This is a genomic window from Yersinia sp. 2540 StPb PI (assembly GCF_052217165.1).
Lineage (GTDB): Bacteria > Pseudomonadota > Gammaproteobacteria > Enterobacterales > Enterobacteriaceae > Yersinia > Yersinia enterocolitica_E.
On the sequence record NZ_JAZGQC010000001.1, the window covers coordinates 780249 to 795965 of the forward strand.

A 15717-nucleotide genomic window follows, 5' to 3' on the forward strand; every position below is an offset into this window, starting at 1 on the left:
ATAAATTGCCAGTAGAGCGGCAGCAGAGCTTGAGGTAACGTGGACTTATCGGTAAAAAGTTAGGGTATAGTAGAAGCATCAATGCCAAAGGGATAATTATATGGCGAAAAGTAATTACATTACCCGCGAAGGCTGGCAGGCGCTGGATCGTGAATTGCATTATCTGTGGCGGGAAGAGCGCCCGGTGGTAACACAGGCGGTGTCTGAAGCCGCAGCAATGGGTGACCGTTCGGAAAATGCTGAATATATCTATGGTAAGAAGCGGCTACGAGAGATTGATCGCCGGGTACGCTTTCTGACCAAACGCCTTGAGGTGCTGAAAGTTGTCGACCCTGACCCGCGTCAGGAAGGAAAAGTCTTTTTTGGTGCCTGGGTGCGGGTAGAAAATGAATTAGAAGAGCAGCGCATCTTTCGCCTGGTTGGGCCGGATGAGTTTGATCCGGCAAAAAAATGGATTTCTATCGATTCACCGGTTGCCCGTGCCTTAATTGGCAAGCAGGTGGAGGATGAGGTGACGGTTCAGACACCAAATGGTGAAGCAACCTACTGGATATTAGAGATCCGCTACCGCCCATTTGACGAAAGTGTTGATAATTAGGCACAACAATAAGCTTTGTAACAATTTCGACTAGAATGTATACCATAAAAAGCTGTCTGTTATACACGTCATACTTCAAGCTGCATGTGTGTTGGCTTCCTTCGTTCACCCTCCGTCACTGACTCATGTAAGTGACCGGGGGCTCGCTCAGTTGCCGCCTTCCTGCGACTCGAATTATTTAGGGTATAAAGTAAGTTTTTTTAACAATGTACAGGTTCGAGCAATACGGCCTTTGGGAGTAATAAAATGCAAGAGAATCACAAGATTCTGGTCGTTGATGACGATATGCGCCTGCGCGCGCTGTTGGAACGTTACCTAACAGAGCAAGGTTTCCAGGTGCGCAGCGTTGCCAATGCTGAACAGATGGATCGCTTGCTGACCCGTGAGTCTTTCCACCTGATGGTGCTTGATCTGATGTTACCGGGTGAAGATGGTCTATCTATCTGCCGCCGTCTGCGTAGCCAAAGTAACCCGATGCCGATCATTATGGTGACGGCGAAGGGTGAGGAAGTTGACCGTATCGTCGGATTGGAAATTGGTGCTGACGATTATATTCCTAAGCCATTCAACCCCCGAGAATTACTGGCCCGTATTCGTGCGGTGTTACGCCGTCAGGCTAACGAGCTACCGGGTGCACCTTCACAGGAAGAAGCAGTGATTGCGTTTGGTAAGTTCAAACTCAATTTAGGCACGCGCGAGATGTTCCGTGAAGATGAGCCTATGCCACTGACTAGTGGTGAGTTTGCAGTGCTGAAAGCCTTGGTGAGTCATCCACGTGAGCCGTTGTCACGCGATAAGCTGATGAATCTGGCCCGAGGTCGCGAATACAGTGCGATGGAGCGTTCCATCGATGTACAGATTTCACGTCTGCGCCGTATGGTCGAGGAAGATCCGGCGCATCCGCGCTATATCCAAACTGTATGGGGCTTGGGCTACGTATTTGTACCGGACGGCAGTAAAGCATGAGGCGATGGCGCTTTTCTCCACGTAGCTCATTTGCCCGAACCTTATTACTGATTGTGACCTTGCTGTTCGTCAGTCTGGTCACCACGTATTTGGTGGTGCTGAATTTCGCCATCTTGCCCAGTTTGCAGCAGTTTAACAAAGTGTTGGCGTATGAAGTTCGTATGCTGATGACTGACCGGCTGCAATTGGAAGATGGCACGCTACTTGAAGTCCCGCCGGCGTTTCGGCGTGAGATTTACCGTGAATTGGGGATTTCGCTTTATACCAATGCTGCGGCGGAGGAAAGTGGCCTGCGTTGGGCACAGCATTACAAATTTCTCAGTGATCAAATGGCCCAACAATTGGGTGGGCCAACCGATGTTCGGGTCGAAGTTAATAAAAACTCCCCTGTTGTCTGGCTAAAGACGTGGTTATCGCCGGATATTTGGGTACGAGTGCCATTAACTGAGATCCATCAGGGCGATTTCTCGCCACTGTTCCGTTATACCCTGGCAATTATGTTATTGGCTGTAGGGGGAGCCTGGCTGTTTATCCGTATTCAGAATCGGCCATTGGTTGAGCTGGAACATGCTGCTTTGCAGGTGGGGAAAGGGATTATTCCGCCGCCGTTACGAGAGTATGGTGCGTCAGAGGTGCGTTCGGTTACCCGGGCATTTAACCAAATGGCCGCCGGCGTGAAGTTGTTGGCGGATGACCGGACCTTGCTGATGGCTGGGGTTAGCCATGATTTACGCACGCCGTTGACCCGTATTCGTTTGGCGACTGAAATGATGAGTGAAGCCGATGGATACCTTTCTGAGTCAATCAATAAAGATATCGAAGAGTGCAACGCCATTATTGAGCAATTTATCGATTATCTACGCACCGGGCAGGAGATGCCGACAGAGTCGAGTGATTTGAATGCCGTACTCGGTGAAGTGATCGCGGCTGAAAGTGGTTATGAGCGGGTAATCGAGACTGATTTGTGTGCAGGTGAAGTGCTGGTGGATATCCATCCGTTATCGATTAAGCGTGCGTTGGCCAATATGGTGGTGAATGCGGCGCGTTACGGTAATGGCTGGATAAAAGTCAGTAGTGGCACTGAGCTACAGCGTGCGTGGTTCCAGGTTGAGGATGACGGCCCTGGTATCAAGCCTGAAGATTTGAAGCATCTGTTCCAGCCTTTTGTGCGTGGCGATAGCGCGCGGAGTACCAGTGGTACTGGGCTGGGCTTGGCGATTGTGCAGCGGATTATTGATGCCCACGCCGGTTCGTTGGATATCGGTACCAGTGAGCGGGGCGGTTTACGGATCCGGGCGTATATTCCGTTGCCGTTAGATATGAAGCCTAAGCCACCTGCGGTGGTGTGAGTTTTATTTTGGTTATTTAGTATGGTGATCAGGTTCGGTTGTTAAAGCAATGGAGTTTACTTAACCTCCGTAGCCTCAACCGCCAAAGGGTGCGGGCGCGCACCCTTGTGGAATCCCGCGCTTCGCACGTATCGCCTGCCCACTGCGTGGGTTCCCTCACTCATCATTTCGCTGGCGGGACGGCTTTATTCGCATCCCTGCTCATGACGCCTAAATCCGCCGTCCATGGCGGATTTCCCTTGCTCCATTCTTCACTCGGCTGCTCAAATGTGCTTTTAAACTTCAGAATCTAAAACCATGATTTTGATTTTCTCTTTTGATGTTAAGCGCAATCAGGAATATTACCGACCAAGACGGTGGCCCGAGTGAGCCGCCATGGACAAATCTGCTGGGAGCAGATTTGAACGCTGCTAGCAGCGGCCCCGAAGGGGTGAGTCCCAAGGTTCCAAGGGAGTCACGCGCTTGTGACCCCTTTGGCGGTTGAGGCTACGGAGATAAGTTAATCACTGAACTCATGTCAACCGAACCGGATAACTGAACAATTAATAATGAGCACTCGACCCCGATCACTCATCCACCAAACCTGATCTAATCCATTTTTGATTTGCGAAAAACAAAAGGGACACAAATGTGTCCCTTCCATAATCATTACAAAATCAACGCTAACTTAGAGCTTTGGCCCTGCGCTAACCAATGCAGCACCTGCTGGGGTATCAGTATACTTATCAAAGTTAGTGGTAAAACGCTTCGCCAGATCTTCGGCTTTCTCTTGCCACTGCGCCACATCAGCGTAAGTGTCACGAGGATCGAGGATCTCTGGGTTCACGCCCGGTAATGCTGTTGGCACCGCCAGATCAAAGATTGGCAGAGTGAAGGTTTCTGCTTTATCAATCTCACCGTTCAGAATGGCGTCAATGATGCCACGGGTATCCTTGATGGAAATACGTTTGCCAGTACCATTCCAGCCAGTATTGACCAGATAGGCTTGTGCGCCCACCGCTTGCATACGTTTAACCAGCACTTCTGCATATTGTGTTGGATGCAGCGACAAGAAAGCTGCACCAAAACAGGCTGAGAAGGTCGGTGTTGGCTCAGTTACACCGCGCTCAGTACCAGCCAGTTTAGCGGTGAAGCCAGACAGGAAGTGATATTGGGTTTGATTTGCTGTCAGGCGTGATACTGGTGGCAATACACCAAAGGCATCAGCAGTCAGGAAGATAACCTTAGTGGCATGACCCGCTTTAGAAACCGGTTTAACGATATTTTCAATATGATAGATCGGGTAAGAAACACGGGTGTTTTCCGTTTTGGAACCATCATTGAAATCAACGGTACCGTCGGCCAGTACTACCACGTTCTCCAGCAAGGCATCACGCTTAATTGCATGATAAATATCCGGTTCTGCCTCTTCAGATAACTTGATGGTTTTGGCGTAGCAGCCACCTTCAAAGTTAAATACGCCGTCATCATCCCAACCGTGTTCGTCATCACCAATCAACTTACGTTTTGGATCAGTCGACAGCGTGGTTTTACCGGTACCAGACAGGCCGAAGAAGATAGCCACATCGCCTTTCTCGCCGACGTTGGCCGAGCAGTGCATGGAAGCAATGCCTTTCAGTGGCAGCAGGTAGTTCATCATCGAGAACATACCTTTCTTCATTTCGCCGCCATACCATGTGCCGCCAATGAGCTGCATACGTTCTGTCAGGTTAAAGGCAACAAAGTTCTCGGAATTCAGACCTTGCTCTTTCCAGTCCGGGTTGGTGCATTTAGCGCCATTCATGACGATAAAATCAGGCTCGAAATGGGCCAGTTCTTCGTCTGATGGGCGGATAAACATGTTTTTGACAAAATGAGCCTGCCACGCGACTTCAGTGACAAAGCGAACTTGCAGGCGAGTATCGGCGTTAGCACCGCAGAAGGTATCAACAACAAACAGACGTTTACCGGACAGTTGCTCGGTTACCAACCCTTTCAAGTGGCTCCAGGTTTCCTGACTCAGTGGCTTGTTATCATTTTTGCCTTTGCCCTGATCGGCCCACCACACGGTATCTTGAGTGATGGCATCGCGGACAATATATTTATCTTTTGGCGAGCGGCCGGTAAAAATCCCGGTATCTACCGCTATTGCTCCTGTGGTGGTGAGGATTCCGCGCTCGTATCCTTCAAGCGTGGGTTTGGTCTCTTCCTGGAACAGTAAATCATAGCTTGGGTTGTAAACAATCTCGCTGACGTTATGGATGCCATAGGCGGCGAGCTCCTGCGGGGTAATTCCTTTAACACTCATGTCATAACTCCTGGATCGTCAATTTTCTACCAGCGATTGTAAATCCTCATCTCTGATTAACAGCGATAGCTATCAAATATTTCAACATATGACCTATTTTTCGCTAGGTTATGAGAGATAGGACACGGATTGTCGCAAGTATGAAACGCCAGAAGAAATAGCTGGGCACGAGTCAGCACCCAACCAATCATTATGCTTATTAATGAATTTGTTCTGAGGAAGTGCTGTTACCACTCTTTAATGAGGCGATATCAACGGCATCAAACAGGTAGTGATTGCCGCAATACTCACAATGCATATCAATATTGCCATCTTGTTCCAGCATTTCGGTGATGTCATCTTCCGACAGTGTGACTAATGCATCAGCACAACGCTCGCGGGAACAGGTGCAGCAGAAACTGACGTTTTGCGGCTCATATAACGTTACTTCTTCCTGATGATATAAACGATACAGCACTTCATTCGCTGGCAGCGTAAATAGCTCCTCAGCTTTGATGGTAGTGGTAAGCTGTGCCAGGTGATCAAACTCATCTTCATTGCGCTCTTCGGCTGGCAACACTTGCAGCAGCATCCCGCCCGCAGCGGCTTTACCTTCCACACTGCCGGTACGAATAAACAGGCGTGTTGGTAATTGTTCAGACTGCATAAAGTAATTTTCCAGACAGGCGGCGATAGTCTCCCCTTCCAGTGCTACCACACCCTGATAGCGCTCGCCTTTTGCCGGGGTGATAGTGATAACCAGATAGCCGTTGCCGACCATCTCTTTCAGCGTGCTTTCATCGCTGATTTCACCTTTAAAGCGGGCGACACCCCGCATCTGCTGCTGGTTATTACCGTTAATCACTGCCAGTGACAATGGGCCATCCCCTCCTTGTAACTGCACGGTAATATCACCATCAAACTTGAGCGTGGCGGTCAGTAAACTGGTTGCGACCAACATCTCACCCAACAGTTTTTGTACCGCTGGTGGGTAATCATGATTGGCTAATACTTGCTGGTAGGTTTCATTGACTGAAACCAGCTCACCGCGCACAGCATGGTTAGCAAACAGGTAGCGGTGTAATTGGTCGTGATTAGACATAGTTTTCTCTCTTTCTGGCTGCAAGCAAAGCCGTCATCTTTCAAGTTGCAGGTGTGTGGGCTGCCGTCCTGCATGTTGAAATCTATAGGGTTTACTCAGACTCGCCTTGTTTAAATTTAATCAGGTTGCGACGCTCTTTTTTATCCGGCCGTCGGTCAGGATGTGGCATGGTCAGGGCATTCAGTTTACGCGCCTGTGCCACCTTATCGCGATTGGCAATACTGGCTTCAGTCTCTTCATACAATGCCTGTGCTTCGCTTGCACCACGGCGTTGACCGTGTAATGCCAATACCCGCACCGTGCGTTCATCATTGCCCTGACGCAGGCGGATTTCAGCATTGAGTTCAACCAACTTGCTCGGTTTACCGCGCTGGCCGTTGTAGTGGACTTTACCGCCATCCACCATTTCCCGGGCGATTGCTCTGGTTTTATAAAACCGGGCTGCCCAAAGCCATTTATCCAGCCGAACCGATTCGTCAGAAACTGCTTTATCCTTCATGAATACTCCTGCCTGTTATCTCCGTCATATTTCACGTCGCATGCGTGTTGGTCGCCTTGTTGCAACGCGAATTATTTAGGCTATAGGGCTAAACATCTTTTTAGTCACCACGTAACTGTAGCGCGGGTAATAGCTTACGGTAATCATTGATTGCAGGGTGGCTGTGAAATGCTTTGTCAGCACAACTGGAATCCGGATTTTCTATACCCAGACAGTAGCGGATACCAAATGTGCGCGCGGCATCCAGAATCGTTTCACTGTCATCGACGAATAAGGTTCTGGCCGGATTCAGCCCGGTATGCTGCGCGACAGCTTGCCACAGTCGTTGATCTTCCTTCGGATAACCAAATGTATGGGTGGAAAGTAATAAATCAAGGTGCTGGTCCAGTGCAGTATGCTCAATTTTGACTGCCAGACTGTGTGGATGGGCGTTGGTGAGCAAAATGGTTTGTAACCCTTGCTGGCGTAAACTGGACAAAAACGGCTCAGTATCCTGGCGCAGACGAACCCGGTTGCCAGCGGCTGTGGTCATGGCGTAAATATCCAAATCCAGTCGCTCACTCCAATAATCGAAGCAATACCAATTTAAGGTATGTTGCACTGCCAAGTATTCATCATGAATAATTTTGTGGGCCTGCTCCAGCGGGATCCCTCGGTGTTGGCTAAGGGTTTCCGGCACCTGCTTTAGCCAGAAATGGCTATCGAACTCCAAATCCAACAGGGTGCCATCCATGTCCAACAGCACGGTATCAATCTCTTGCCAATTAAATTCTGGGGGCATAGCGACTCCACAATCACATTATTTTTATGCAAACAAATAATACGGGTTACAACGAATACCAGCGCCATCAGGGTGATGTCCCGATAACAGCCACAGATAAAGTTAGCCTAGCATATCAAAGTTACAGAGCCTGCCAGAGATGAATGATATGGCCTGAAAGAAAGCTAACGCAGGAAAGGCGCGGGAGTGAGGGTTTGGTTAAAACAATTATCATAATAGCGTTGAATATTATCCATCCGGTTACGGTTTCGTAGTATCCGTTGAATTAATAAAGTGATATTCACGGCCAGACAGGCAATCAGTATTAGCAGCAATAGGCTGGTACCCAGATAGCGGCCGAGTGTGACGATATCCGGCTCACTGTGTAGCGCGATATGCCGTGTGCCATTGGCATCAATGGTGATATTGGTAATGATGCCTTCGGCCTTAAATGGAGTATTAAGTAGCAGCCCGGAGAGCCGTTGTAATTCCCGCCACTGCTCCAGTGCGCTGTAATCAAACAGGGGGACGGCAGGGGCAGGGTGATTAACTAACTGCTTACCTTCATCACTGGTTAGCAAGAAGCCACCCGGCGGCGGGCTATTTAATGCTTCAGTTGCCAAATGCGTTTCACGATAAACAAACGATGAGGTAGCAGTTTTAACCAGACTTTCCAGGGTATCGGCACTGACTGGGCGCAACAGCACATTCATCCCTTTCAATGTGCCAGATTGTGCTCGTTTAACCAGCCCCGGCCAATTCTTGGCATTACCTAAGTTAACCAAGGCATTTTTCAGGCGGACACAGTCGCTATCTCCACCGCATAATGCCTGTGTTTTTAAAACGATATCTGCAAAATCATTCAGTAAAATCATGCCAGATTTTTCAATGGCGGTTGCCAACTGTGGGTTGACGTTGGCATCAGTACCTTGCGGATGCAACTGCTGATTGACTGTTGCCACCAGTGCGGCGGCTTTTTCAATGGTGTCAGATTCAGGTTGTGGCAGTGGTGCTGCGTTATTCCAATAGATCCCAGAACAATCAAACGGCGTAAAAACAAAACTATGCGGATTTTGAGTATTCGGCGGGACATAACACATACCGGTACCCTGAGCTTTCAGCATATCGCCGATGCGCAGAGGCATTTTATCCAGAGCTTCAACACTAGTAACTTGCTGGCTTTGTGCGCCTTGCAACCAGGCAATACTCAATTTCAATGGCAAGCTGAGCGGCACATAGATTAGCAATAACACCATTATTAACAGTGAACCGGCGATAAGCGTCAGGTTTTTCCCCCAGCGCTGTAACGGGAAATGTTTCATTTCGTCATGCAGGGATAAAAAAGGCCCCTGACGCACGACCTGACGGTTGAGATAGATATCAATGTTGGTTTTCTTGCCCAGGTCATGAGCAAAATAGGGCCCCCAATGGGCCGGATAAATCAGGTCGACAATCCCGAGCGAGATGTTATTCATCTGCCCTTGGTTCGATTCACCAAACAGCCCCCAGCGCTTTGGCGTACCGCTCAAGCAATGGACTTCACGCAAATCTTTTTCAGATAACGGGCGGAACATATTCCAGCATGCCCAACCGGTTAACGTTATCGCCACAATAATCAGCCAGGGCAGTGTAACCACCGGACCGGTGAGTGCGAAAAACAGTAATAACAATGCCAGACAGATCGCAGCGGCTTCTTTTAAGCCATTAGCACCATGTAAGGCATATTCTTCGGGGGTTTCCTTGCGGATATTCAACAGCTCTATATGTTCGCTGTCTGCTTTGCGGATTGAGGCATTTTGCGCTGGAGAAGGCAAAATAGGCTGGTAGCTATTCTCAGCCTGGTGATTTTTAAGCGTATGCCCATTAAGGGAGATCACCAAAGGAATCGTCTGCGTTTGGATAAGTTCTACGTCATTATCCTGAGCGATATATTGCTCCCACGAAGCCGGTAGGTGAACTTCAATCGAATCAAGGTAATAACGCCATTTATTGGGTTCGTCACTTGCCACGCCGTAGCGGGTGATGGCGCGGGTAACCGAATAAACATTTTCGCTTTGTGGCGTCAGAGTCAGCTTTGCTGGCGCAAGATTGGTGTTCGTCAGTGTGCGGGTGTCAAAAGTTGACTGAGATTTGAATCCGAGCTTCTCTTGCTGACCGAGCAGATAATTCTCAATATTAACCCGTTCCTCCGCGGTGAGTTTACGGTGCATGGGTTTAGCGAACGGCAGTATTGCAGTTACGGGGGCGGGGTGGCGGAATCGGAACCACCATAACAAACCTACCGCGATCAGACTGGTCAACAGTAAGGCCAATATTAAGACTATTGTGCTCATCCCATCCCCATCCGAGCGCCTCTGACTTACGTCAACTCTATGAAAGAATGCATATTATGCGTAAAAACAGTACCAAGGCATATAACAGAGTCATTCAGTGAACTAGCATTTTACACGCTATTATTCATCAAAAAACCTAATGCAAGTGCTCTTAAACTGCCCGTAGATTGATAAGGATAGCAAGGCTAAAACAGCGGTAATATCAGCATAATCCTATTTTCAAACACATTTTTTAACGTGTGTTGAGTGGGGGTAGGATGAAATTTAACCGGTTGAATCTTGACTAAACTCGACGTCATGTTAAAAACAGGTAAATTATATCTAACTGAGATTGCGATAAAGGTTCTCACTAACGCACAATGTGATCAAGTTCTAATAAATTCCAGTATAAAGTGTTGGGTTAATCGTTATTGGCAAAAAGTGGCTTACTAAGTAACCATAAAATAGCTCTGGTTATCCTGATGCAAGTCCGATAGGCGGTGAGTATTTAAATTGGGGCTATCATGAAACACCTGCAAAAACCTAAAATTCTTAAAATAGAAACGGTTGCCCACTCCCGCTTGTTTACTGTTGAAGCGGTGGATCTGGAGTTCAGTAATGGCGTGCAACGCGTTTATGAACGAATGCGGCCATCAAACCGTGAAGCGGTGATGATAGTGCCGATTATTGGCGATGATCTCCTGCTGATTCGTGAATATGCCGTGGGTATTGAAGAGTATGAGCTGGGCTTCCCCAAAGGGTTGATTGATCCGGGCGAAGGTGTGCTGGAGGCGGCGAATCGTGAACTGATGGAAGAGGTTGGCTTTGGTGCTAAAAGCTTTGATTATCTCAGTAAGCTGACGATGGCTCCGTCCTATTTCTCTAGCAAAATGAATATTGTTATTGCCCATAACCTCTATCCACAAAGTCTGGAGGGTGACGAGCCGGAACCCTTGCCACAAGTCCGCTGGCCGATCGCCAATATGATGGCACTGCTGGATGAGCCTGATTTTCGCGAGGCCCGTAATGTTAGTGCCCTTTTTCTGGCTCAGGCATTTCTTAATAAGTAATGGTCAGAGATAAAAAAACCGGGACTCTGTTACGAGCTCCCGGCTTTTATATTGGCGCTGCTCCGTCTTGATACTCAGGCAATCAGCGTTTACAGAACAACTCCATCAGAACAGCTCGTGAGTCTGCCCGTTATCCATTAGAGTCGTCCCTGCTTCATGTACTGAATACTCGGTGGGTTGTGTCCCCTCGATAAAGTACTCTGAACGACTGCCTGGCCCGCCACTGGATAACTTACCCGTCTGCTTATCAATCACTACGCTGACAATACCCGGCGGTGGAGAAACCGGTTTTTCTGGCAAACCGTCAAGGGCCGCTTTCATAAAGTCATCCCATGCAGGTTGCGCACTCTTCGCCCCACCTTCAGCACCAGAGATCTGATCTGATATGGCCCCTGATGCAGAGCTGCGGCCTAAGTCGCGGCGATGGTCATCGAAGCCAATCCAGACGGAGGTCACGGTATCCGGGCCGTAGCCAGAGAACCAGGCATCTTTTGAGTTGTTAGTGGTACCGGTTTTACCGCCAATATCCTTGCGTTTCAGGTCACGCCCGGCACGCCAGCCGGTACCCATCCAACCCGGTTCTCCGAAGATATTTGAGTTCAACGCATCGCGAATCAAAAAGGCCAACGGCGTGCTTATCACATGGGGTGCGTATTGCTGGTCACCGTTGAGCTTGGCCTGTTCAGGCGTCACTTTTTCTAACTCAGGCATTGGCACATTACTGGCGTTATTGTTCTGCGAGGTGGCGACGTTTTCGATGTTATCATCAGACAGAACAACTGAGCGCTGAGTGTCACCGTAAATAACCGGTAAGTTACACTCTTCACAGACAATCTTCGGTTTCTCTTCGAACAGCACATTGCCCACATCATCAGTTATCTTGGTGATGAAATAGGGATCGACCAGATAGCCGCCGTTTGCCAACACGGCGTAACCACGGACTAACTGCAATGGTGTAAAGGAGGCGGAACCTAATGCCAGGGATTCTGAGTGCACAATATTTTGTGCCGGGAAACCAAAGCGTTGCAGGTATTCAGCCGCATAATCCACACCCATAGCACGCATTGCCCGCACCATCACCACGTTCTTCGACTGACCTAAACCTTGGCGTAAACGAATGGGGCCGTCGTAAGTCGGTGGTGAGTTTTTTGGCCGCCAATCGGTACCTGCACCTGCATCCCAGCGCGTAATTGGCAGGTCATTGAGGATGGTTGCCAGCGTCAGACCTTTGTCCATTGCCGCGGTATACAGGAAGGGTTTGATATTCGAACCGACCTGGCGTAGTGCCTGTGTCGCACGGTTAAACTTACTTTGGTTAAAGTCAAAACCGCCGACCAGCGCTTTAACCGCACCATTGTTTGGATCGATAGAAACTAAGGCTGAGTTGACGTCCGGCACCTGTGCCAGCCACCAATTATCTTCTACTTTTCTTACCCAAATCTGCTGGCCAGGCTGCACCACATCGGTCACTTGTTTTGGTGTTGGCCCTTGGGCGTTATCCGATTTAAACGGACGAGCCCAACGCATGCCGGACATTGGTAAGGTCACGTTGCTGCCATCTGCCAACAGTGCCGTTGCTTGCGTTGTATTAGCTTCGGTCACCACCGCAGGCAGCAGTGGGCCATAGACCGGCAAGGTTTTCAGTGAATCGATAATCTGCTCGCGGCCCCATGCGCTTTCGCCCACTTTCCACAACACATTGGACGGGCCTCGATAACCATGGCGCATATCATAAGCCAGCACATTGGCACGCAATGAGTCGACTGCCGCCAATTGGAGCTTTCTGGTTATGGTGGTATAGACCTGATAGCCGTCGGTATAGGCATTCTCACCGTAACGCTTAATCATCTCCTGCCGCACCATTTCTGACAGATAAGGTGCTGAGAAGGCGATTTGCGGAGCATGGTAGTTGGCAACCAGCTCTTCACTGCGCGCCTGATCGTACTGCGCCTGGGTGATGTACTTTTCATCCAGCATACGCGAGAGCACTACGTTACGGCGTGCCACTGCTCTGTCATGTGAATAGAGCGGGTTGAAGGTGGATGGCGCTTTTGGCAAACCGGCGATCATCGCCATCTGGCTGAGGGTCAACTCATTGACTTCTTTGCCGAAATAGACCTGAGCTGCCGCACCGACACCATAGGCACGGTAGCCGAGATAAATCTTGTTCAGGTACAGCTCAAGGATTTCATCTTTGGTCAGTAACTGTTCGATACGAATGGCCAGAAAGGCTTCCTTGATTTTACGTATCAAAGTCCGTTCCGGGCTTAAGAAGAAGTTGCGAGCCAATTGCTGGGTAATGGTACTTGCCCCTTGTGAGGCACGCCCAGAAACCATAGCAATTGAGGCAGCACGTAGGATCCCAACCGGGTCCACACCGTGATGCTCATAGAATCGGCTATCTTCCGTAGCAATAAATGCATGCACCATTTCTGGTGGAATTTGTTTTAATGTCAACGGGATACGGCGTTTTTCACCGTATTGAGCGATCAATTCGCCTTCAGCGCTATACACCAACATCGGTGTTTGCAGCCGGACATCTTTCAGCGTGGCAACATCGGGTAGCTGTGGCTCAATATATTTGTACAGGCCAAATATCGAGGCTGCTCCCAGTAAAATGCAACACACTGTAAGGATCAAAAAATACTTTACGAACTTCACCTGAGATTTCCCATTCAATGTCAATTGGGCAGTTTATAAACAACCGCGCCGTAGTATAAAGGCAAGCCCGTAACATGGATACGTTCTTTTATTGTCTCTCGACATGGAGGTCGACAAAGATGTACTCACAATATTGGCAGGTTGGGCTAGATATTCAAATAGATGCTATACGCGCTTTGGCTGTTGTCAGACGCCGCTATGGCTGGCAACTGCGCTACTGGTGGCATCAAACCTTACCTTCTGGCGTTTTGCGGGAGGGTATTTTACAACAGCCAGATATGGTTAGCGACAAACTCAAATTATTGCGCAAACAATTACCAAAACATATTTCATTACGTATCGCATTGCCCGCACAGCGCATATTGCAACACACTATTGCGACACCGGACCGGCGTTTACGCGAACCGCAGCGTGATGGTTTTATCAAAGCCGCAGCAAGTAAGGTCTTTCCGCTCGGCAGTCAGGCTTTAGCCCTCGATTATCGTAGTGAAACCACAGCCAGTAGTGAGTTAATCATCACCGCCGCCCGTCAGTCAGAAGTTCAGCAATGGCAGGCGTGCTTGCATCAAGCGGGTTTACCCTCCGATATGATTGATATTACCCCCTGCGCTCTTCGTTATATGGCGGTGGCGGCAGGATTATCGGGACCATATTGGTTGGTTCATCGTTTGGAGAGTGAGTGGTTGTGGGTGTCATCGGCTGACATGCCGTTTGACTTTGGTGTGGTAGCCGCCGACTCAGAGGATGTAGCACCAGGCCTGCCGCCTACTACATTCAATCCATTACCGACGTTGCTGAGACAACTTCAGGCGCGTTATCCCGAGCAGAGTGGAATACCGATAACGGTGTATTACAGTAATGTGGCGGATGATGCCCCGGTTGAAAATACCACCGGCTGGTCACCCTTTACGGCTTTTGCCCAGTATCAACCGCCACTGCCACCATCCCCCGCTGCATTTATTCTGGCCGGAGGGCTGGCATTACGCCCGGCAGACGACTGATGTATCAAGTTAATTTTTCGTTATGGCGTGCAGAACGTCAATCATCCCGTTACCGTTTTTGGCGCAATCTAGGTTTATGCCAATGCCTGTTTTTAGCCATCCTACTGGTTGTAATACAACTGCAATCACGGGTAGTAAATTCCAGCCAACAAATCCGTCTGGCAGCGCTATCCCAGCAGCAAATAGCCTTAGGCCAGCACCATCAAGAGGTGCAACAGGCAATGGCACAACTACGGCATCGGGAACAGCGCGCTCAGATTTATCGTCAGGCCCACCAACTTGCCCAGCGATATTCAATATTATTGCAGCAGCTATCGCAGCAAATTCCAGATAGCTGCTGGTTGGTCAGCCTGATACCACAAGGCGATAAGGTGGTTTTTGAGGTAATTAGCCAGAGTTATGCCGCAATTAATCTCTTTTTAGTGCGTTTAGGCCGCTCGCCTCTCTTCACAACAGTGCATTTACAAAAAATTGCTCAGCAGGATGACGGTAATTTTCGCTTTGCGGTTTGGGCCGACTGGCAGGACAGAGATAGTGATGAAAGAGGTAGTGATGAATAAGCGGCTGCAACATTGGATGGATAGGCCGGGTTGGCAAATCTTGATAGGGCAGTGGGTTTTTGTTGGGCTTTTAAGTGTAATGGCTTATGGCATGTTATTACGCCCTGCATGGCAACAGCAGAAGCTCACCGCAGATAAGATTATTCAACATCAGCAACAGGTTGATCATCATCAGGCGGCTTTGGCACCGTTACCCTCACTTTCTCTGGTTCGTCAGCAAATGATGGTATTGAAAGAAAAGGAGGCATCGTGGTTGTCACTTGATAGTTCAATGGCCCATCTGACCGGTGAATTGATTGCCCCGTTTGGTGGGCAAGTCATTCGCTGGCAGCGGCAATCCGGGCCAGTTGGCGAGGCCGCAGTGGATTCCATAAGGCACCAACAGTGGCACGCTACTCTGCGGGTCAATTTCTATGGATTGCTCCATTTATTTCGTCAACTAGCCGAAATCCCCACCCCTGTTCAGACCCAGCTAGTTGAGATTAATAGTGATAATTCCGTACTGTCGGTGAAATTAAGCCTGAAAGAGTATCTCGCAGGTGGCGTCAATGAGTAGCGGCAAAGGGAGCACGG

At 49.1% G+C, this 15717-nt stretch carries 13 protein-coding genes; 7 read left to right on the top strand and 6 right to left on the bottom strand.

Going from position 1 to position 15717, the window contains the following annotated elements; translation table 11 throughout:
- Window positions 1-100: 100 nt before the first annotated feature.
- The 3 genes from greB (at window position 101) to envZ (ending at window position 2913) form a co-directional block, all read left to right on the top strand.
- Window positions 101-598 (top strand): transcription elongation factor GreB, encoded by a 498-nt coding sequence (greB, locus tag V1956_RS03390; RefSeq protein WP_005186101.1) that lies wholly within the window; start codon window positions 101-103, stop codon window positions 596-598.
- Window positions 599-844: 246 nt separating this feature from the next.
- A complete protein-coding gene (gene ompR / locus V1956_RS03395) occupies window positions 845-1564 on the top strand; it encodes an osmolarity response regulator transcription factor OmpR (protein ID WP_004709363.1) in 720 nt (239 codons plus the stop codon).
- Complete coding sequence (gene envZ / locus V1956_RS03400; RefSeq protein WP_420074186.1) at window positions 1561-2913, top strand: two-component system sensor histidine kinase EnvZ; 1353 nt, start codon at window positions 1561-1563, stop codon at window positions 2911-2913. The genes ompR and envZ overlap by 4 nt, the downstream gene beginning before the upstream one ends.
- Window positions 2914-3580: 667 nt before the next feature.
- On the opposite strand, the gene pckA is transcribed toward envZ, so the two are convergent.
- From pckA to V1956_RS03425, 5 genes are all read right to left on the bottom strand, one after another.
- Window positions 3581-5200, bottom strand: a complete 1620-nt coding sequence (gene pckA, locus V1956_RS03405) for a phosphoenolpyruvate carboxykinase (ATP) (protein WP_083161237.1) — start codon at window positions 5198-5200, stop codon at window positions 3581-3583.
- Between the two features lie 199 nt (window positions 5201-5399).
- On the bottom strand, window positions 5400-6281 hold the full coding sequence (hslO, locus tag V1956_RS03410) for an Hsp33 family molecular chaperone HslO (RefSeq protein WP_372560316.1): 882 nt from the start codon (window positions 6279-6281) through the stop codon (window positions 5400-5402).
- Between the two features lie 91 nt (window positions 6282-6372).
- Window positions 6373-6780, bottom strand: coding sequence for a ribosome-associated heat shock protein Hsp15 (hslR, locus tag V1956_RS03415; protein WP_083161235.1), 408 nt, complete (start codon window positions 6778-6780; stop codon window positions 6373-6375).
- 100 nt (window positions 6781-6880) lie between these two features.
- Window positions 6881-7561, bottom strand: coding sequence for a GMP/IMP nucleotidase (yrfG, locus tag V1956_RS03420; RefSeq protein ID WP_083161234.1), 681 nt, complete (start codon window positions 7559-7561; stop codon window positions 6881-6883).
- Window positions 7562-7725: 164 nt separating this feature from the next.
- The gene (locus V1956_RS03425) at window positions 7726-9873 is read right to left on the bottom strand and encodes an intracellular growth attenuator family protein (protein WP_372560317.1); all 2148 of its coding nucleotides are present in this window, start codon (window positions 9871-9873) and stop codon (window positions 7726-7728) included.
- A gap of 503 nt (window positions 9874-10376) precedes the next feature.
- Between V1956_RS03425 and nudE the strand changes: the two genes are divergently transcribed.
- The gene (nudE, locus tag V1956_RS03430; RefSeq protein WP_083161230.1) at window positions 10377-10922 is read left to right on the top strand and encodes an ADP compounds hydrolase NudE; all 546 of its coding nucleotides are present in this window, start codon (window positions 10377-10379) and stop codon (window positions 10920-10922) included.
- Between the two features lie 105 nt (window positions 10923-11027).
- Here the strand turns inward: nudE and mrcA are convergent, their stop codons facing one another.
- Entirely contained in the window at window positions 11028-13583 is a 2556-nt protein-coding gene (gene mrcA, locus V1956_RS03435) for a peptidoglycan glycosyltransferase/peptidoglycan DD-transpeptidase MrcA (RefSeq protein WP_420071177.1), read from the bottom strand.
- Window positions 13584-13702: 119 nt separating this feature from the next.
- On the opposite strand from mrcA, the gene pilM reads away from it, so the two are divergent.
- From pilM to V1956_RS03450, 3 genes are read left to right on the top strand one after another with little or no spacing between them, the layout of a single operon-like run.
- Window positions 13703-14584: a type IV pilus biogenesis protein PilM gene (gene pilM, locus V1956_RS03440; protein WP_372560319.1), complete on the top strand. Its 882-nt coding sequence runs from the start codon at window positions 13703-13705 to the stop codon at window positions 14582-14584.
- Entirely contained in the window at window positions 14584-15144 is a 561-nt protein-coding gene (locus V1956_RS03445) for a PilN domain-containing protein (protein ID WP_372560320.1), read from the top strand. Before pilM ends, V1956_RS03445 begins: the two co-directional genes overlap by 1 nt.
- Entirely contained in the window at window positions 15137-15700 is a 564-nt protein-coding gene (locus V1956_RS03450; RefSeq protein WP_372560321.1) for a pilus assembly protein PilO, read from the top strand. Before V1956_RS03445 ends, V1956_RS03450 begins: the two co-directional genes overlap by 8 nt.
- Window positions 15701-15717: the final 17 nt, after the last annotated feature.